At 37.8% G+C, this 17661-nt stretch carries 17 protein-coding genes and 3 pseudogenes; 11 read left to right on the top strand and 9 right to left on the bottom strand.

Translation table 11 applies throughout. The features are described 5' to 3' along the window. Nucleotides 1–4 precede the first annotated feature (4 nt). The 4 genes from ACLJQJ_RS11185 to ACLJQJ_RS11170 are packed head-to-tail and all read left to right on the top strand — an operon-like array spanning nucleotide 5 to nucleotide 5083. Nucleotides 5–337 (top strand): hypothetical protein, encoded by a 333-nt coding sequence (locus ACLJQJ_RS11185; protein ID WP_063809711.1) that lies wholly within the window; start codon nucleotides 5–7, stop codon nucleotides 335–337. After that, on the top strand, nucleotides 337–3690 hold the full coding sequence (locus ACLJQJ_RS11180) for a hypothetical protein (RefSeq protein WP_063809712.1): 3354 nt from the start codon (nucleotides 337–339) through the stop codon (nucleotides 3688–3690). The genes ACLJQJ_RS11185 and ACLJQJ_RS11180 overlap by 1 nt, the downstream gene beginning before the upstream one ends. Before the next feature lie 31 nt (nucleotides 3691–3721). Beyond that, entirely contained in the window at nucleotides 3722–4300 is a 579-nt protein-coding gene (locus ACLJQJ_RS11175) for a hypothetical protein (protein ID WP_063809713.1), read from the top strand. A gap of 57 nt (nucleotides 4301–4357) precedes the next feature. Next, nucleotides 4358–5083 carry a hypothetical protein gene (locus ACLJQJ_RS11170; protein WP_063814170.1) on the top strand — a complete coding sequence of 242 codons (726 nt, stop codon included), beginning with the start codon at nucleotides 4358–4360 and terminating at the stop codon, nucleotides 5081–5083. A 142-nt stretch (nucleotides 5084–5225) separates the two neighbouring features. On the opposite strand, the pseudogene ACLJQJ_RS11165 reads toward ACLJQJ_RS11170, so the two are convergent. Together ACLJQJ_RS11165 and ACLJQJ_RS11160 are read right to left on the bottom strand one after the other, a co-directional pair. Continuing rightward, nucleotides 5226–5497: pseudogene (locus tag ACLJQJ_RS11165) on the bottom strand (helix-turn-helix domain-containing protein); the annotation flags it as partial. Then, a complete protein-coding gene (locus ACLJQJ_RS11160) occupies nucleotides 5479–5958 on the bottom strand; it encodes a hypothetical protein (protein WP_074182170.1) in 480 nt (159 codons plus the stop codon). The pseudogene ACLJQJ_RS11165 and the gene ACLJQJ_RS11160, both read right to left, overlap by 19 nt. Nucleotides 5959–6303: 345 nt before the next feature. Here ACLJQJ_RS11160 and ACLJQJ_RS11155 point away from each other — a divergent pair, with 345 nt between their 5' ends. Then, entirely contained in the window at nucleotides 6304–6942 is a 639-nt protein-coding gene (locus tag ACLJQJ_RS11155) for a hypothetical protein (RefSeq protein ID WP_063809715.1), read from the top strand. A 1050-nt stretch (nucleotides 6943–7992) separates the two neighbouring features. Next, nucleotides 7993–8514, top strand: coding sequence for a cytoplasmic protein (locus ACLJQJ_RS11150; protein WP_080189009.1), 522 nt, complete (start codon nucleotides 7993–7995; stop codon nucleotides 8512–8514). A 171-nt stretch (nucleotides 8515–8685) separates the two neighbouring features. On the opposite strand, the gene pphB is transcribed toward ACLJQJ_RS11150, so the two are convergent. Continuing rightward, nucleotides 8686–9342: a protein-serine/threonine phosphatase gene (pphB, locus tag ACLJQJ_RS11145; protein ID WP_063809077.1), complete on the bottom strand. Its 657-nt coding sequence runs from the start codon at nucleotides 9340–9342 to the stop codon at nucleotides 8686–8688. Between the two features lie 337 nt (nucleotides 9343–9679). On the opposite strand from pphB, the pseudogene ACLJQJ_RS11140 reads away from it, so the two are divergent. Next, nucleotides 9680–9894, top strand: a pseudogene (locus ACLJQJ_RS11140) (IS5/IS1182 family transposase); the annotation flags it as partial. Nucleotides 9895–9966: 72 nt separating this feature from the next. Here the strand turns inward: ACLJQJ_RS11140 and ACLJQJ_RS11135 are convergent. The 3 genes and pseudogenes from ACLJQJ_RS11135 to ACLJQJ_RS11125 all read right to left on the bottom strand — a co-directional run. Further along, nucleotides 9967–10494 (bottom strand): GNAT family N-acetyltransferase, encoded by a 528-nt coding sequence (locus ACLJQJ_RS11135; RefSeq protein ID WP_000971653.1) that lies wholly within the window; start codon nucleotides 10492–10494, stop codon nucleotides 9967–9969. Next, nucleotides 10491–10781, bottom strand: coding sequence for a DUF1778 domain-containing protein (locus ACLJQJ_RS11130; RefSeq protein WP_000855694.1), 291 nt, complete (start codon nucleotides 10779–10781; stop codon nucleotides 10491–10493). The genes ACLJQJ_RS11135 and ACLJQJ_RS11130 overlap by 4 nt, the downstream gene beginning before the upstream one ends. Nucleotides 10782–11050: 269 nt before the next feature. Then, nucleotides 11051–11251, bottom strand: a pseudogene (locus ACLJQJ_RS11125) (IS3 family transposase); the annotation flags it as partial. Nucleotides 11252–11491: 240 nt separating this feature from the next. Between ACLJQJ_RS11125 and ACLJQJ_RS11120 the strand changes: the two are divergent. Further along, entirely contained in the window at nucleotides 11492–11818 is a 327-nt protein-coding gene (locus ACLJQJ_RS11120; RefSeq protein WP_000393297.1) for a hypothetical protein, read from the top strand. Nucleotides 11819–12089: 271 nt separating this feature from the next. Here the strand turns inward: ACLJQJ_RS11120 and ACLJQJ_RS11115 are convergent, their stop codons facing one another. The 3 genes from ACLJQJ_RS11115 to invH form a co-directional block, all read right to left on the bottom strand. Further along, nucleotides 12090–12437, bottom strand: a complete 348-nt coding sequence (locus ACLJQJ_RS11115; protein WP_001555786.1) for a DUF1493 family protein — start codon at nucleotides 12435–12437, stop codon at nucleotides 12090–12092. Continuing rightward, nucleotides 12422–12871, bottom strand: coding sequence for an STM2901 family protein (locus tag ACLJQJ_RS11110; protein WP_000381616.1), 450 nt, complete (start codon nucleotides 12869–12871; stop codon nucleotides 12422–12424). Before ACLJQJ_RS11110 ends, ACLJQJ_RS11115 begins: the two co-directional genes overlap by 16 nt. A gap of 418 nt (nucleotides 12872–13289) precedes the next feature. Then, entirely contained in the window at nucleotides 13290–13733 is a 444-nt protein-coding gene (invH, locus tag ACLJQJ_RS11105) for an SPI-1 type III secretion system invasion lipoprotein InvH (protein ID WP_000715096.1), read from the bottom strand. Nucleotides 13734–14189: 456 nt separating this feature from the next. Here invH and invF point away from each other — a divergent pair, with 456 nt between their 5' ends. The 3 genes from invF to invE are packed head-to-tail and all read left to right on the top strand — an operon-like array spanning nucleotide 14190 to nucleotide 17640. Next, entirely contained in the window at nucleotides 14190–14840 is a 651-nt protein-coding gene (invF, locus tag ACLJQJ_RS11100) for a type III secretion system transcriptional activator InvF (protein WP_074182111.1), read from the top strand. Next, nucleotides 14837–16525, top strand: coding sequence for a type III secretion system outer membrane ring protein InvG (invG, locus tag ACLJQJ_RS11095; protein ID WP_000848102.1), 1689 nt, complete (start codon nucleotides 14837–14839; stop codon nucleotides 16523–16525). Before invF ends, invG begins: the two co-directional genes overlap by 4 nt. Next, nucleotides 16522–17640, top strand: a complete 1119-nt coding sequence (gene invE, locus ACLJQJ_RS11090; protein ID WP_000612166.1) for a type III secretion system gatekeeper InvE — start codon at nucleotides 16522–16524, stop codon at nucleotides 17638–17640. Before invG ends, invE begins: the two co-directional genes overlap by 4 nt. The last annotated feature ends 21 nt before the right edge of the window (nucleotides 17641–17661 follow it).

The following is a 17661-nucleotide window of genomic DNA, read 5'->3' as shown; positions in this document are numbered from 1 at the left end:
AATTATGGGACCTATTACAACAGCAATAGTTTCAAGGGCTATCTATGATTTATTGGTGGCTGGAATATCTTTCACAAAAGATAATATTAAAAAGAAACTAACGGAATTTGTTACAAGCGATGAAAATGCTGAACTTTTAGCAGAAAAAATAGAAAAATTAAATGTTAATGATGATATGAGTGAAAAAGCTATTGAAAAACATTTAAAAGCCAGTCCAGAAGTGATGAATGTACTTGAAAATATCCCTAACGCATCAATAGTATCAATAAAACAAACACACTATGGGACTGGTGATAATATTGGAAGAGATAAAATCATTAATGGGAATAATGAGTAATGGGAAGTTTGAATCAAGAACATTATGGACAAGGAGATAATGTTGCTCGTGATAAAAATTTATTTATTGAGAATTATAACACTTTCATTAATTTAACAGTTCCAGAAGATCTTAGGGAACCTGTTAAAGAAATATTAAGTGACATTTCTAATAGGAAAATAGTTGATGCAAAAAAGAAAATCGATTTAATTGCATCTATCAAAAATCAAACTAAAGAAGTTAATGATCTTTTTTTATTACTGAGGATAAAAGCTGATTTAGTAGAAGACGCGAATTCTCATTCAGAATTTTCTATTCTTAATGAAATAGTTTTATCATCTAATAATGAAATGATAAAAGATCTATCTCTATCTTTATTATTAAGGCTCGAATTTAACAAGTTTGGCAAAGATAGAATGATGGACAGGTATAATGCAACAGATGTTAAAGGCCCTTTTAGTAGGGCTTTGTTGCTTGAGTTAACACTAAGTGAAGAAGTTTTGCAGGAGAGAGCTTCAACAGGGAAGCATGGTTTAACCGAAGAGGAATTGATTGGTCTGATATCAGGTTTGTTCAGAGTCAAAAACTTTGAGACTGCATTAGATGTAGCAATTTTTTTAGTAGACTATTTCCCAAGTTATAATTCCAGAGTTATACATTTGTTCGCAAGAGGTATGTTACTTAATCAAGACATAGTTGGTGACGATTACTGGCTGTTATCACAAAAAGAAAAAGATCGAATTACGAGCCTAATAGAAGAAACACTCAAATTATATACTGAGAGCGAGGGAAATGATTTTAGGCTTTTTAATGTAATTGTTCCCTGTTATTTGTTTACGAAAGAATCAGACGAGCGATTGAGAGATATATGTAAAAAAAATATAGAATCCGTTGACAAGATAGACCATGAATTTGCTAATGATTTTCGTATATTACACCTTAATGATCAAGAGCAAGAAAGTCATCCAGTTAATATTATTAAAAAATGTCAGCATGATAATGCTTATAAGGATAGTGTAATTAAAGGAGTTCTATCTAATGATTTGATTTCTTTATCAGACTTTATTCTTGTAAGAGGACTGATAGAAGATACCAGTTTAATTGATTGGATCGATAAAGGAGGTTTATTACAAACGGACACTGCAAAATTGAGTGAGTTGTTCTCAAAGTTGAAACTATATTTATATGTCGAGCAAAATGATGTAAGCCGAAGAAATAGTAAGATAGTAGATGATATTATTGAGGAAATCGTTAATTATGACAGCAACGATTTCAAATCAATAAATTCAACATTTATCTTTAATATTTCAGAGGATTTGAGAGTTGTTGAGAGAAATAATCATCTATGCGAAATAATGGGGAAATATTTCGACAATAAACATTCCTACTGGTGTTCTCCAATTGTCTACCAATATCTCATTGGATTGTTCGAAACAGGTTTGTATCAAGCATTCAGTTCTCTTTATGATATTGTTGATAACACAGATAAACCTATATTAATACATACAATGGCATTGTCTATCTATTATTCCCACAATGAAATGGAAAAGGCATTGTCGTTAATTGAAGAACATAATGCGAATCAAGATCTTGATTTTATAAGATTAAAACTCCATGTCTTTGAAAAAAGTGGAGATTTTTCAGCGATAGAAAAAGTTGTAAATAATATTGATTATAAAAACTTTAATGAGCCAACTAATAGTCTACTAAGATTAAGCGATAAAATAATATCGCTGGGATATACAAGTTTTGGTCATGATTTAGCGATTAAATTTTTTTTGGATTCTCCAGAAAAAAACTATATGTTTGTATCGCATATTTGTCTGCGAATAATGATGTCAAACAGAAGTAATCACGAGTTTATTCCTTCTGATGATGTTGAGGGGGTCGTTTGTGGTGTTAGCTACAATGATAATGGCAAAGAGCTAACAAAAATCATTGTTGCGGGCTCTTCGATTAATAGCAATTATTTTATGAGCAGTGATTCTCCTGTTGCAAAAGTATTACTAAATAGTAAGTTAGATGAAGTAAATAAAGTGGGGATGAAAAGGCTAATTTTAAAAGAAAGAATGCCTCCATATGTTGCGGTATTACGATTAGCTCACGAAATTAGAAATGAGTCAAATGATGGAACGGATCTATTCCAGTCTATTAGTTTACCTTCAGATCCTGAAGAGATGATAAATGTTATAAAAGATTTTTTACCTAAAAAAGAACCAAAGCAAGATTTAAACATAAATGAGAATATTCCAGTCAACTTTAGATTAGATCTAATTGCTAAGAACGAACAAGTTAAAGCATCACTGATCAGCCTAACTGATAAAAATATAAAGATAAAAGATTTTGAAGCAGGAGGTGATGATATCGAAGGTGATATATCAACAGATATTTTTACAATATGCTATATTTGCATCAACTCTTTTGTTAATTTTTTCATCGAGAAAGATATTAAATTTTTGCTCATAGAAGAAGATGCCAAGGCAATCAAGTTGTGGTTAGAAGCAATAGAAGAAGATGAATACAAGACTATCGGACTAAATGAAAATGGAAATATTAATATAAATACATCTGAAAGTATTAAAACTTATCACGGTGAATTCATTAAAAATCTCCATGATATTCAAAAGATAATAAGAATACATTATCCTAAGATCGGTAATATTCCTAATGAACTAAATATTCTTCGTAAATTTGTTGGGGATGACTATTTAAAAAACATCTATACAAGTATTACAAACAAAACACCATATTTCACAGCCGATTTGATGGCCAATATATACTTTCGCAAAGTGTTAAATATGAAGGTTATTGACTTTCATAAATATATCAATGAAGCAGTTAAATATACTCCTTACCGTGAACGGGAAAGGGGGGTGTTATTACATAGTGCTGGAATGTATCCTTACCCTTTGTCAATAGGAGATATTTATAATTTGGCATACTCTAAAAATGATGAAACAGGTTATTTTTTAGGAGAGTTAATCAAGCTATATTCTGGTCGATTCAATGATAATATAAATTTATATGCTCTTATGAGTCAGTTATTTTTTAGGTATTTACAGAAAACCTATATGAATAACCAAATATTTAACGGGGAAATTAAAAAAACTGATTTTTCTTTCATAAATCCCTATGGAGCAAAAATCGACAGAATCTTCTATATTTGCTGTGAGGCTATAATGAAAATGAAAAATGACCTAACATGTGAACAAAACTTAGCAAGATTCTTAGTTTTCCTCTTATGTCAATTTACATCGAACATGAAGTTTTTGAATTTAATATTTTGGCTTGCTTCTAACTTTATTTCCGGGCATTTTCTTAGTATGGATAAATTAAACGAGTGTTTGGAAGAACTGATGGTAATTGAAGAATAAACTTAAACCGAATCCAATGAGTGGAGGATGTATGCCTATAGTTGAAACCTTAAGGGACCACTCAGAAGCTTGGGAGTTATTTAAAGGCCTTCCTGATGATGCTACATTAAATGTTGAGCTTAGTGCTTTATACCTTTGTGTAAGTGTTAAAACACTTGCTCGCTATCGTCAAAATGGTGACGGGCCTGCTTATATTCAATATCAGGCAGGAAATAGCAAGGCTCGAAATCAACGGGTAAATTATTTGTTTAGTGATTTAAAAGCTTGGAGAAATAGTCATAAAGTTGTAAGTTCAATGCAAGCAGCACAAGTCCGTGGATTGGCTTTTACAAGCTTAAGTGATTTTACCAAATTGGAACCATTTTGGACTATTGATAATAAAATCTATTCCCATTCACTTACCATTTCTGACGAAGTATTTAGCGAATTATTCCAGTCTACTCGTTCGGAGGTCATCTGGATCTCTATTGAAAAGGTTTTATTTGAGGACTGGTGTAGTGCGAGGGAACGGCAGAGATGGAATGATTTGTTTATAGAATTCTTCGAAGAGCTTATAGAGGGATGTAAGGCTGGGCAACAAAAACATATTATAAGTAGTATATTAAACTAATTATAGATTAACAAGTAATGGAAATGAAAGTTGCTTTTTCGAATTAACGAGGAATCTATGGAAATTAAGCAGCAAGCAATAAAAAAATTGTCAAATTCAATGAGAGTATATGTTGAAACACATCTTGAGTTTCATAGACTGAAAGAAATTGATAAAGAAGAAGCAATAGATAACCTTGATTTGGCTTTTGAAACAAAATTAGAAGCATTCCATAGCCTATATGATATATCTAAATCTGGTATTGATTATTTCGAACATGGAGATACGGCCTGTTTGATACTAATGCGCAATGCTATACATCATAGAGACCATCTATTATTTAAAAGCTGGAATAGAGCAATTGCTCTTAATGATAATTATAAAAAATACTTGGGAGCGGAGTTTCTTCTTTGTGATTATCATGTGTTAGACTCACCTGCAAAGATGAGGTATTACTATAAACTTGAGGATTTTTATCTGAGACTTGATGAAAAACTTGGGTCACCATATCTCGAACGACGGATGAGTGCTGGTAATAGAATAAAGATAATAGAACTACTCGATAGAGAGTTAAATTTTTCTGATATTAAAAATTATGCAAACCTCAATCGTTATCCACTTAACCAAATTTATATCAATGTAATCCCAATTTTTATTTCTGCTGTATGCAGAGTGTTTAAAGAACTAAAACTAGACGGTATTGAATTTTTTGGATTTGATGCAAAGACGTATGAAGAACCATTCACTAATGAATTAAGTGTGGATTTCTCGAAGATTATTTATACACCATTGAGAATAATTTGACGATATAAAATATTTATTTGTTATGGAAGAACATGCCAGCTAAAAAATTAGGCATGTTCATTTCTTACTTATGCTGATGTTTATATTCATTTGTAAAAGCAGAAATTTATATATATTAAATACTTAAAGGTATTATTAATAACTATCGCAATGTTTTTTTTCGATTTTTTCTTAGGGTATATAAATTAAATGAGTTATCAAAATCTTCTGTTTCTGCTTTCGAACTCTTGAACTTGTCCATTTGTTCCTCATTAATTTATAAGGAATCCCTTTAACGCATAAATTAGAATTAAAATAAACATGGTCGTCTTCTGTATTGCGAATTAATATTCTCTTTTCAAATAACTCCTTGAACGCTCTTGAAACATTAGATTTTTGTAGTCCTAAATCTTTTGCTACTCTTGATTGAGAGAAATATTGTACTCTACTATTATTTCTTGAGTAATATTTATAAGAGGCACATTACCTTTATAACCAGTTTCAACCCAAGGAACTACACGTTCCGACCATGCTTTCTCTTTTTTCCATATAGTCCACGGAATTAATTTGTCGTATTCATTTTCATTAAGAAATAAAATGGATATTGAATCATTATGATTAAGAATTTGTGTAGGAAAACATTTATATGCGTGTTGTTCCCAGTGTGGAGTATTAATACATCTGTAATCGAAGAAAGAGACACAACCTTTCAGCCTAAAAAAACCGTTCACAGTGTTTCCAAATTCAGAATGATATAGCAGATGAGAGTTTGGAATTAAAGCACCTGTTTCTTTAATGCTCGGCATATTAGAAGTCGGGGTGACATGGAACACCTTACCTGAAACAATTGGTAGGATGTCATTAGAGTAATCAATTTTGAGATTATATTTTTTCATACTGACTATTATCGTTATAAAGCATTGGCGATTTTATTTATTTCAATATGTCGTAAAATTTAAAAAAATTCTGTGATAATGATCATTAAATAGAGATGTTTTCTTTAAATATTTAACAGATTGATACAATAACAAGGCGTGTGGTGAATTTTAAATATATTCAGATATGTTGGTTCTACTGATACATAGAGCATCAATTATTGTCTGTCATATTTTGATATTAATTTAATTAAAGAAATAGATTTAATAGTGTATACTTGGAATTATTTTTATTGAAGTGTTTCTTTGAGAAAATTCTGTACTGGCTTTTTCACAGAAAAATTTATAAAATTTATAGAGGGTAAAATGATAAAGATTGCTTGCAAAAGAACTGTTTCTGATTGGGAAAGTTTATCAGGAAGTTTAGTCGGTGAATTTTCTGAAAGTAATTGGGGCGAAGCTCTTCATTTTTTTGAAGATAGAATTAATGAACGTTATCTCAATCCTATTGAGAATATAAGAGGCGTTGGTGGGCATAATAATTTACTTGGAGCAGGTTTTGCCATTTGTACGTTGCTTTGTGCTTTAATTGAAAATCTGGAAACTTTTCATAGAGGTATAAATTTTAAGCGCTCACAACCAGGCGAATATGAATATGGAAATGGTTGTAGTAAAAAATTATTTACGGATTTTTTAAAAACTAAAGCACCATTTAAATATTTTTTTGAAAACGATCCTAATTTAGCTGACAGTTTTTATATTGGTGTACGTTGTTCATTGTTGCATGATGCTTCTACTTGTGATGGTTGGGTAATAAATATTGAGGAACATGAAATTATCATTGTCAGAGATGGTAAAAGAATACTTCATCGGTCATTGTTTATGGCTGGTATAATTCACTACATTAATGAATATAAGGCATTATTAATGCAACCTGAAAATGATGAGCTTCGTAGTGCTTTTATTAGAAAGTTTGATGGGATTTGTAAAGCAGCAAAAATTTAAAGTAAAATTTTATACTAAGGTACAGCAATATCTCGTGACAAGTTATTGCTGTGTTTGTAGGGAATATGTTATGGCTATAATTTATTCACTTCGATGATACAGGATAATTGCTATAACATCTGCTAATATCTTCTGGTGTGATTTTTCCATATCGTCAAAATGAAATTGGTGCCGATTTATTGCTGCTCTGATTCTTCCTGCAATTGAAAGACAGAGATTCTTTTGATCCTCATCACTAAATCCACCTTGTTCAAGTATGCTCACATATTCCATGCCACGCCAGAATGTTCCAGATTTAAAAATTGGCCAACGCAAGTATTGTTTACAGTATTCTGCGAGTTCGTCTTCATTATCATGGTAGGACTTCGGTGGTTGTAGTAAGCTTAGTTCAGTAAGCAGTTCATTAATAATTTCAGCATAGCTATCTTCTTCTTGTTAAAACTTTTCTTCTTTTTTTATCCCAGGTAAGCTCCCAGTTACTCTTTATATGGCTAAGTTGGCGAGTTACCATATGATCGAAAATATCACTAGAGCTAAAAAAACTTATAATTCTTCTATCCATATTTCCTCAGGCAATAAGTAGCTAATATTTATATATTATGTAAATATATGTGGAAATTTATATTTATTGTAAATGTATAGTGCAAAAGACTTAATATTTTTGTTTCCTCTTTTCCAACCTTAGGGCGGAAAAGCAAGGTCAACCCGAAGAAGCATACGCAGTATCTTCGTAGGGTTATCCCTTGCTTATCTTATAATTAGTATTACTCATTAAAGAACAATAAGATCTTCGCTTGCACAAGCGAAGCTATAATATAAATCTGGCGATTAATTATTATAAAATATTTAACCTGAACCTATTGACATAAACAAAATATAAGTTATTTACAAAGTATGCCATAAATAAAAGAGTTTTATGTCATACGTCTCCTGCACCATGTGCAGTTAATATACTACTTGCCCCATATATGGGGATATTGGGAAGGTTACTTTGTTTTTGAGTGACAGGTTACATTCTCATCATTCCTGGACTACAACAGGGGTGATACTTTGAAAACAACTCTCAGCCAGCCTTTCATTATCAACAAGTTAAGTATCAATGTTAAGCCTGCACTCAGTCGCTCTGGAAAAATCGTTTTCGAAGCTAACCCAGCTCAAAAACTCTACATTGTTTTCGATGACCACAGAGAAGCTCCTGCTGGTTTCGGGGTAAAAGCCAGTTTGACGAAAAAAACCTACGTAATCCAGCGAAGAGTAGCCTCGTCAGATCGTAATGTCAGTGAGGGTAGGAAGCCAAGTTCTGTCTTGAAAGTAAAAGTTGGAAATGTGTTCGATTTTCCAAATATTGACGAAACAAGGCAAGTAGCCAGGCAATTAGTTCAGACCATGCTCGCAACAAAGAGAAATCCCAACAAAATTAAGAGGGAAACGGATGCTTCCAAACTCGAGACTGTAATCAAGATTGTGTTGCATGAAGGCAAGCCGATCCATTTCGCCACCACGGTTATTGCGCTTTCTTCCGAAAGGTATCTTGAGATGTGCGATCTTTACTCGTCTCAGGCGATCGGGTAACTACCTGCGTCTGATTACGGCTTCGTTTTTTTGGCCTGCGATCTTAATGCTGAAATGGGCAGAAAAACGCGAAATTTAGACGCTATTACGAATGGGCAATGGTACTTATTGAAGGCTATATCATTGCCCATAATGCAGGGAGGGTTGATATTATATAATTCTATTTCCAGATTACTTTATTTTAAAAAAAGACAGATTGCCTGAACAGAAAGAACCTGTGTCAATGTAGATTTGATTGGCGAATGTTGTTGTGTAGTCAACAATCATATGGCCGAAGATGAAAGTATCTGCACCGCGTATTGGATGGATATTCCCCTGTAACGAACCAAGCAGACGATCGCGTGACCATAGAACGCTATCAATATCAACTTGCTTCCCATAATCGTAGCTATCATCTGGATAATCGGCATGGGCAATCACGTACTTCTTTGAGGACGTTTCAACCTCTATGATGTGAGGACGCTGCTTAAAAGTTAGTAATAGGTCAGTGGCTTCTTGCCTGTCTTTTTCGGTGACCGAGTCGTACCAGTAACCACCGTTTACATACCAGAAATTGCCATCCTGTGTTTCAAAAGCGTCAAGCGCCATAGCTTCATGATTACCCACTACAGAAATAAACCATGGGGTATTTAACAGTCTCAGTGTTTCAAGGTTTTCTTTTCCTCGATCAATGTTATCTCCAGTGGAGATCAAGAGATCGTTATCAGGAGAGAAATTTAATTGAGCCAGTCTGGTTAACAATAAGGAGTAACATCCATGAATATCACCAACGACCCAAATGTGGCGATAGAGATCGCTGTTGATGTCAGCATAACGAATTAATTCCATGATGTTCCTATAGCACAATTTTGGAGGCTGGTATTATAACAAAGAAGTAGGGTAATATTAATTTTTATTGTTTAAAATACACAGTTATTAAAATAGCCTACAAGCTAGAAATGAACAGAGAATATATATTTTATGAATCGGTTAATTAAAGTAGACGATGTGCTTGAAAGATGCACGATTTCTCGCGCAACACTTTCCTGATTAATTGCAAAGGCATACTTTCCCGCTCAACGGAAGCTCTATCCCGAAGGGGCTTTGTTGAATAAAGAGATTGGCGGATCTGATCGTTACTGTCGTTTCAGCATCGGGTTCCCATGGCAAAGCAAAAGTTTAAAATCAACATCGGAGCGGCAGCAATGAGGTCTGGAAAAGAAAGTGGGCTATCACCGTCGTTCAGTAGTGGAAACAGCGATGTTCCGTATCAAAACCTTGCTGGGCGGCCATCTGAGCCAGCGGAACTATGGTGCGCAGGTGGGTGAAGCGATGGCGATGGTCAAAGCGCTGAACCGGATGACGTTGTTGGCAATGCCGACCAGCGTCAGGCTCGTATAACGAGTGCTCCGATGGGAGTCCTGTATCCTTATCGTTGGCCGATTCTGAATTATTCAACAAAGCCTCATGTTGTCATAACCTACCAGATGCAGATAAAGCAGCATAAAGCGTTTTAAACGACAGCAACAAGGAAAGGGGTTGATCGTTTAATGGTACTGCGCCAAATCCTTTGTACCAGTCGCAGACCTGTTTATTTTTGGCATCAATAAGCAGGGCTACGCCGCCGACCTGCAAAGCCGCCTGTATGCAACGCTTTCCGGCAGATAACAAAAGTTGTGCTCCCAGCCCTTGCCCCTGCATAGATTTGTCTACGGCTAAACGACCCAGACGAAACACTGGCACATCGTGTCTCCCTAATCCTTTGCTTATTGCGCCGGGAACCTGTGCATATATCAGTGATGCAGGACTGACTGAGTAAAAGCCATGGATACGTGTAACATCCGAATTATCAAGCGCAACATAGGTTTTCGTTGTCCCTTTCTCATGATTTTGTCGTGCATGGCGTTGCAGGAATTGGTTCAGATCGGCATCCCCACAATCAAAATTCATTCGATTGTGGGTTTTCCCTATCGCGGCCTCATGCCAGTCTGTAAACATCATTTCTTCATGTCCGGCAGGGCGAAAGCAGCAGCAAGAAGCTTTTCATTCGGCGCTGGCGGGTTATCTAAAATTTCCATGATCATTTGAGTATCACGCTCCGTCAGATATACCCGTTCGGCGGCATCAACAATCTTCTGTGCGACAGGTAGTACGTTACTGACCACAAAATCCGTCAGGTTGGTTTGCTGGATTGCCGCAGCGCGGACTATCAACTTTTTGGCATCCGTCGATACACGTAACGACAGTCTTTCGTTAGATTCTATAGCTATCTGAGGCATGGTTTTCATCCTCCTGTTTATGAACAATATGTACAATTATAATACATATTTGTACGCTTTCAAGGCGTACATGTGAGGCTAATATAGTCCAGACATGGCAAGAAGGTCGTTCACTGTCTTTAAACAGGGGATTAACTTCGGTTTATCGCGATTGCATTACTTTAATCTCACTGATTACGTATCATCAGGGAGTTTGCTAAATATATTCATGATTCTCTTTTTTGCCGTAACTGCTTGATTGATCCTACCCGCGTAATAGGGACACAACCCTAAGCGGCGGACATCTTCTGCTCACGTTCAGAAGAAGAGAGCTGAGTTTGCTGTTTGCTTCGCCAGCTGTAGAGCTATGATTCATACAGGTTAAGCTCGCTGGTGGCAGCGGCCACCCCAATGCGTTCCGCCAGTTTCAGGGCTTCCTGACGAAATTCAGGCGTGTGCTACTTGCGTAGCTTTTTGGTGGTTGATGCTGGTTTTGTCATGTGAGTCACCTCTTGCTTGAGCGTTTACTCACTTAGTTGCGTGTCCACTATTGCTGAGTAAGATCAGATGGTTAAAAATCAACAAAGGCCCAACGGCGTGCATTAGGCCCTGGTGATGAAGGTGGCATACGGGAGGATGTATATCCTACACTTTCATCCGGATGATGTAACAAAAATACAGATATCGGTAATGAAAGGATCATCACCGTTTAATAGAGGCCCATATATTGAGGTTCCATAATGGAAGAAGTTAACGCTGAGTTCACAATCGTTGTTGAGTCTGATCTGGATAAATATGAGTTAATTGATTTTTTATCCCAAGGGATTCCAGACATAATAAAAGTGAATTCATTATATTTAAGATACGAAAACACAATGATTACAATAGAAAGAAATTATGACTGGAATCCTAAGTTGATAAATGTGAATGATGGTTGGCTGTATTATAAATATGAATTAACAGTATTTTTCATGGAGAATACCTCGTATGAATATCAGTATGAATTAGCGAATAAAATTATGAATGCTCTACGTGAGGCGGGATATCTGGCAGAATCAATTTGGTAATATACCGGTACCTATGTAACAGCATCGTCGCCACCATACATGCAGGCTAAAAAAGAGTGAATAGTCAAGCAGTTCAGAAATGTCTACTCGCGATATACACCAGAACAAAATGGTCAATTTGAAACGGATGGCGTCAAAGTTACTGGTGGTCGAAAGGTAGATACAACAAACTATTTTAATTTGAAAATCATATGAAATTTACTACTTTTAATTTTAATCGATTAACAAAATTCATAATAATTAACCCCTGATTAATCCGAAATATTTTTCATTAATCATAAAGCCATTTCCCAGCTTTCGCTGACTCAGAAAACATTCTGATTGTTAAAGGTGTACGAGTTCGTTCTACATCTTCCCGTTTTAATTTAAACCATCGTGTAAGCAGTGGAGTATTCTCCCAGGGAAAATAACACGACCATTTAACTTGTGATAAATCTACATTAAATTTTTTTTCAAATTTATCCAAAGCTTCATGCAGGTCATCGCCTGGAGCTTCAAATAAATCAGAATCAAGTTCTAAAGGGATTTCTTTCCAATTGCTGTCTAAATATCCGGGAATCTCTTCACGGAAGAGTGCTAACACCTCTTGCTGAATTGTGTCCATCAAAAGGATGTCCATTGTATACGATCTTTAGGGCGTGCTATTAGGTTGTATTTTGCCTGAGTTCTCCTTGATACCTGGTAAATTGAATTCACAAGACCAACCCAACCTAACCATGGAACATATCGTGCTATGACTGCGGCAAGATTATTTGTTTTTCGCATTCTTATACCAACGGGTGTAGGAATTCTAATACCAAAAGGAGTTCGTGCATTTCGTAAAAGCATTCTCCCATACCTGGAGATAACACTTGTCCCTTTGATTGCCTCTCCCGGTTTCGTTCTGGTTTTTAACCACGGTTGCCCGGCGAGGATAGCAGCACCTGACTCAATGCCAATCCCTGGTTCATCACAAAATTGCTCAAGGAAAATTACATCAAATAGTTCACCTGCTGACAGGTTCGATTGTCCGTGGTAGAAGTAGGTTCCGTTTAGTTCTTCTGTCGTATCCATTCAATCACCTTATAGACTGTTTGCCATTCATTCCAGACATCGGGACGTTTCTGCCGCTATACTAGCCTGGTCGTCAATACGCTGTCACAGGTAAAAAGAACGTTGGATGGGGTATCGTAAGAATGCCAACATGTGGGGCAAGAGGGGGATGTCAGTTTATCGCGATATACGAGACGATAGTTTGTCAGTATAAGTTTCGGCTATTTTCCCGAGTCTGGGAGGCAGTTCTTTATCGCAAATAAAAAAAGCAGCAGCGAGGTGCTGCTGTATCAAAAAGCAGATTGATAAATGCAACGTAAGAGACAAATGGCCAACCGTAAAAGTGACCATAGCTATAATAATTATATTGATATTAAGTGGCAATGCAAAATATGGTCTTAATTATATCATGATGAGTTCAGCCAACGGTGATATGGCCTTATAAGGCTTGCAGTCTTTCATGGGCAGCAAGTAACGTCTGATATATGCTTAAATTCTTACTTCCGGGTTCAAGCAAAACTTTTTTAAATTCGGTCATGAGTTGCTCTTCATCTTCTTTCGAACGCATGTATTGTGGATGTTCCTGGAAGAAGGTGAGCGCCTGCTCTTTGGTTTGTTTATATTTTTCGCAAAAAATGCTTGAGCTGATTGCGCTATTTTTTGATGCGGAATTATCAGCGTTCTGGTTTGATAATGATTTATTCTTCGCAAGGTCTGACGGCACATACGGAAGAGACTGACACTCATCAATACTATTTGCGTTGGCCAGTTGCTCTTTCTGAGCGCCAGGTTGCTGTACCGGTTTGCTCACGGAGGAAGGGAGGGGCACTTGGGCACAGCCGATCAGTAAAAAGACAGGAAGACAGCTATAAAATTTTTTCATATTAACTCCAACTACAGAAGAATGAGGCGCCATGTTTTTACACAACCGTCAGAACGTTATCTGACAATAGTTATAAGGGGGCGAATGCGTTTCAGGAATGCTAGCAAAAAAAACTCCTGATATAAATAATTAATTCTCCATCCCGATGACAATATCTGAATTTTTGCTGCTGTAGAACAATAAGCCAGAATTTATATACTATGAGCTGATTTTCTATTTTAAATCAGCGGGTGCTGTGCAAGTTGGCTAATTTAATTAGCGGGTGGCATCAGTTTCATAATGATTGCATCAGGATTTTGCCACCCGCTCCCGGTATTGTTTACATATTAAAATGATTTTTAACTGGTGCTGACAACTATGCTAAATACGCAGGAAGTACTTAAAGAAGGAGAGAAGCGGAAAATCCGCAGCCCGGAAGCATGGTTTATACAGACGTGTTCCGCGCAAAAGCTGCATATGTCATTTTCTGAAAGCCGACACAATGAAAACTGCCTGATTCAGGAAGGCGCGCTGCTTTTTTGCGAGCAGGCCGTTGTCGCACCAGTATCAGGAGACGTGGTTTTTCGACCGTTAAAAATTGAAGTACTCAGCAAATTACTGGCATTTATCGATGGCGCAGGATTCGTGGACACGACATATGCTGAATCCGATAAATGGGTTTTGCTGAGTCCTGAGTTTCGCGCTATTTGGCAAGATCGTAAACGCTGCGAGTACTGGTTTTTGCAGCAAATTATTACGCCTTCTCCGGCCTTCAATAAGGTACTGGCGCTGTTACGAAAAAGCGAGAGTTACTGGTTGGTTGGCTATTTACTCGCTCAGTCAACCAGCGGCAACACGATGAGAATGCTGGGAGAAGACTATGGCGTTTCTTATACCCATTTTCGTCGTTTGTGCAGCAGAGCGTTGGGCGGAAAAGCGAAGAGTGAATTACGAAACTGGCGTATGGCGCAATCGCTGCTGAATAGTGTAGAAGGCCACGAGAACATCACCCAATTAGCCGTTAATCATGGTTACTCATCGCCTTCACATTTTTCTAGTGAGATCAAAGAGCTGATCGGCGTTTCGCCGCGGAAATTATCAAATATTATTCAATTGGCAGACAAATGAAGACACATATTCTTTTGGCCAGAGTGCTGGCATGTGCCGCGCTTGTTCTGGTTGCACCTGGTTATTCTAGTGAAAAAATACCTGTAACGGGAAGTGGGTTTGTTGCGAAAGACGATAGCCTGCGGACATTTTTCGATGCCATGGCGCTACAGCTAAAGGAGCCTGTCATTGTTAGCAAAATGGCGGCACGAAAAAAAATTACGGGCAACTTTGAGTTTCACGATCCTAACGCATTACTGGAGAAGCTTTCCCTACAACTGGGGCTGATTTGGTATTTCGATGGGCAGGCTATCTATATTTATGACGCCAGTGAAATGCGCAATGCCGTGGTTTCTTTACGCAACGTCTCACTCAATGAGTTCAACAATTTTCTAAAACGCTCAGGTTTATATAACAAAAATTACCCGCTACGTGGCGATAACCGTAAAGGAACATTCTATGTTTCAGGGCCACCCGTCTATGTTGATATGGTGGTCAACGCCGCCACCATGATGGACAAGCAAAACGATGGTATTGAGCTGGGACGTCAGAAAATAGGGGTGATGCGTCTGAACAATACCTTCGTGGGCGATCGTACCTACAATCTGCGCGATCAGAAAATGGTTATCCCCGGTATTGCCACGGCCATTGAAAGGTTGTTGCAGGGAGAAGAGCAACCCTTAGGTAATATTGTCAGTAGCGAACCCCCGGCGATGCCAGCGTTTTCAGCGAATGGAGAAAAAGGTAAAGCAGCAAATTATGCCGGTGGCATGAGTCTGCAGGAAGCTTTAAAGCAAAATGCCGCGGCGGGCAATATTAAAATCGTGGCCTATCCGGATACCAACAGTTTGTTAGTAAAGGGAACGGCTGAGCAGGTGCATTTTATCGAAATGCTGGTTAAAGCGCTGGATGTCGCCAAACGTCACGTAGAATTATCCCTGTGGATTGTCGATCTTAATAAAAGCGATCTGGAGCGTTTGGGCACTTCATGGAGCGGCAGCATTACTATTGGGGATAAACTTGGCGTGTCATTAAACCAGTCTTCAATAAGTACCCTCGATGGCAGTCGATTCATCGCCGCGGTAAATGCGTTAGAAGAGAAGAAACAGGCGACGGTGGTTTCGCGCCCGGTATTACTGACTCAGGAAAATGTTCCCGCTATTTTTGATAACAACAGAACGTTTTACACCAAGCTGATTGGGGAACGTAATGTGGCGCTTGAGCATGTAACATACGGAACAATGATCCGAGTGCTGCCCCGTTTTTCCGCAGATGGTCAGATAGAAATGTCGCTGGACATTGAAGATGGCAACGATAAGACGCCGCAATCCGATACTACCACCTCCGTAGATGCGTTACCCGAAGTCGGGCGAACGTTAATTAGCACTATTGCAAGAGTGCCGCACGGAAAAAGTTTGCTGGTCGGTGGTTATACACGGGATGCAAATACCGATACTGTCCAAAGTATTCCGTTTTTAGGCAAATTACCGCTTATTGGTAGCCTGTTCCGTTATTCCAGTAAGAATAAAAGTAATGTTGTTCGTGTGTTCATGATTGAACCAAAAGAAATTGTCGACCCGTTAACGCCGGATGCCAGCGAATCGGTAAACAATATTCTGAAGCAAAGCGGTGCCTGGAGTGGGGACGATAAGTTACAGAAATGGGTTCGTGTTTATCTGGATAGAGGTCAGGAGGTAATTAAATGATTCCTGGCTCAACCTCTGGTATTTCATTTTCCAGAATATTGTCCCGGCAGGCATCTCATCAGGATGCGACCCAGCATACTGATGCGCAACAGGCGGAAATACAACAGGCCGCAGAGGATTCGTCTCCAGGGGCGGAAGTACAAAAATTTGTCCAGTCGACGGACGAAATGTCAGCGGCGCTGGCGCAATTTCGTAACCGTCGCGATTATGAAAAAAAATCCAGTAATTTATCTAACAGTTTTGAACGCGTGCTGGAGGATGAGGCTTTACCGAAGGCGAAGCAAATATTAAAGCTAATTAGCGTACATGGCGGCGCGTTAGAAGATTTTTTACGTCAGGCGCGTAGCTTATTTCCTGACCCCAGTGATTTAGTCCTTGTGTTACGCGAATTGCTTCGTCGTAAAGACCTGGAAGAGATCGTGCGGAAAAAGCTGGAGTCGTTACTTAAGCACGTTGAAGAGCAAACCGATCCGAAGACCCTCAAGGCAGGGATTAATTGTGCGTTGAAGGCCCGGCTTTTTGGGAAAACATTATCGTTAAAACCAGGCTTATTGCGCGCCAGTTATCGGCAATTTATCCAGAGTGAATCACATGAAGTGGAGATTTACTCTGACTGGATAGCCAGTTATGGCTATCAACGTCGACTAGTGGTACTGGATTTTATCGAGGGTTCGCTATTAACCGATATTGACGCGAATGACGCCAGCTGTTCGCGTCTGGAGTTTGGCCAGCTTTTACGACGCCTGACGCAACTCAAAATGTTGCGCTCCGCTGACCTACTGTTTGTGAGTACATTGTTGTCGTATTCGTTTACCAAAGCGTTTAATGCGGAGGAGTCGTCGTGGCTACTACTGATGCTTTCGCTATTGCAACAGCCACATGAAGTGGATTCGCTGTTAGCCGATATTATAGGTTTGAATGCGTTATTGCTTAGTCATAAAGAACATGCATCCTTTTTGCAGATATTTTATCAAGTATGTAAAGCCATACCCTCTTCACTCTTTTATGAAGAATATTGGCAGGAAGAATTGTTAATGGCGTTACGTAGTATGACCGATATTGCCTACAAGCATGAAATGGCAGAACAGCGTCGTACTATTGAAAAGCTGTCTTAATTTAATATTAACAGGATACCT

The sequence above is a fragment of the Salmonella sp. SAL04202 genome, from assembly GCF_046550775.1.
Taxonomy (GTDB): domain Bacteria; phylum Pseudomonadota; class Gammaproteobacteria; order Enterobacterales; family Enterobacteriaceae; genus Salmonella; species Salmonella enterica.
This window is presented reverse-complemented; position numbering and strand designations above follow the sequence as displayed.

Coding starts and splice junctions, on each gene's coding strand:
- ACLJQJ_RS11185 (WP_063809711.1), top strand. CDS start 5: ATGGGACCTATTACAACAGCAATAGTTTCAAGGGCTATCTATGATTTA.
- ACLJQJ_RS11180 (WP_063809712.1), top strand. CDS start 337: ATGGGAAGTTTGAATCAAGAACATTATGGACAAGGAGATAATGTTGCT.
- ACLJQJ_RS11175 (WP_063809713.1), top strand. CDS start 3,722: ATGCCTATAGTTGAAACCTTAAGGGACCACTCAGAAGCTTGGGAGTTA.
- ACLJQJ_RS11170 (WP_063814170.1), top strand. CDS start 4,358: ATGGAAATTAAGCAGCAAGCAATAAAAAAATTGTCAAATTCAATGAGA.
- ACLJQJ_RS11160 (WP_074182170.1), bottom strand. CDS start 5,958: ATGAAAAAATATAATCTCAAAATTGATTACTCTAATGACATCCTACCA.
- ACLJQJ_RS11155 (WP_063809715.1), top strand. CDS start 6,304: ATGATAAAGATTGCTTGCAAAAGAACTGTTTCTGATTGGGAAAGTTTA.
- pphB (WP_063809077.1), bottom strand. CDS start 9,342: ATGGAATTAATTCGTTATGCTGACATCAACAGCGATCTCTATCGCCAC.
- ACLJQJ_RS11135 (WP_000971653.1), bottom strand. CDS start 10,494: ATGATGTTTACAGACTGGCATGAGGCCGCGATAGGGAAAACCCACAAT.
- ACLJQJ_RS11130 (WP_000855694.1), bottom strand. CDS start 10,781: ATGAAAACCATGCCTCAGATAGCTATAGAATCTAACGAAAGACTGTCG.
- ACLJQJ_RS11120 (WP_000393297.1), top strand. CDS start 11,492: ATGGAAGAAGTTAACGCTGAGTTCACAATCGTTGTTGAGTCTGATCTG.
- ACLJQJ_RS11115 (WP_001555786.1), bottom strand. CDS start 12,437: ATGGACATCCTTTTGATGGACACAATTCAGCAAGAGGTGTTAGCACTC.
- ACLJQJ_RS11110 (WP_000381616.1), bottom strand. CDS start 12,871: ATGGATACGACAGAAGAACTAAACGGAACCTACTTCTACCACGGACAA.
- invH (WP_000715096.1), bottom strand. CDS start 13,733: ATGAAAAAATTTTATAGCTGTCTTCCTGTCTTTTTACTGATCGGCTGT.
- invF (WP_074182111.1), top strand. CDS start 14,190: ATGTCATTTTCTGAAAGCCGACACAATGAAAACTGCCTGATTCAGGAA.
- invG (WP_000848102.1), top strand. CDS start 14,837: ATGAAGACACATATTCTTTTGGCCAGAGTGCTGGCATGTGCCGCGCTT.
- invE (WP_000612166.1), top strand. CDS start 16,522: ATGATTCCTGGCTCAACCTCTGGTATTTCATTTTCCAGAATATTGTCC.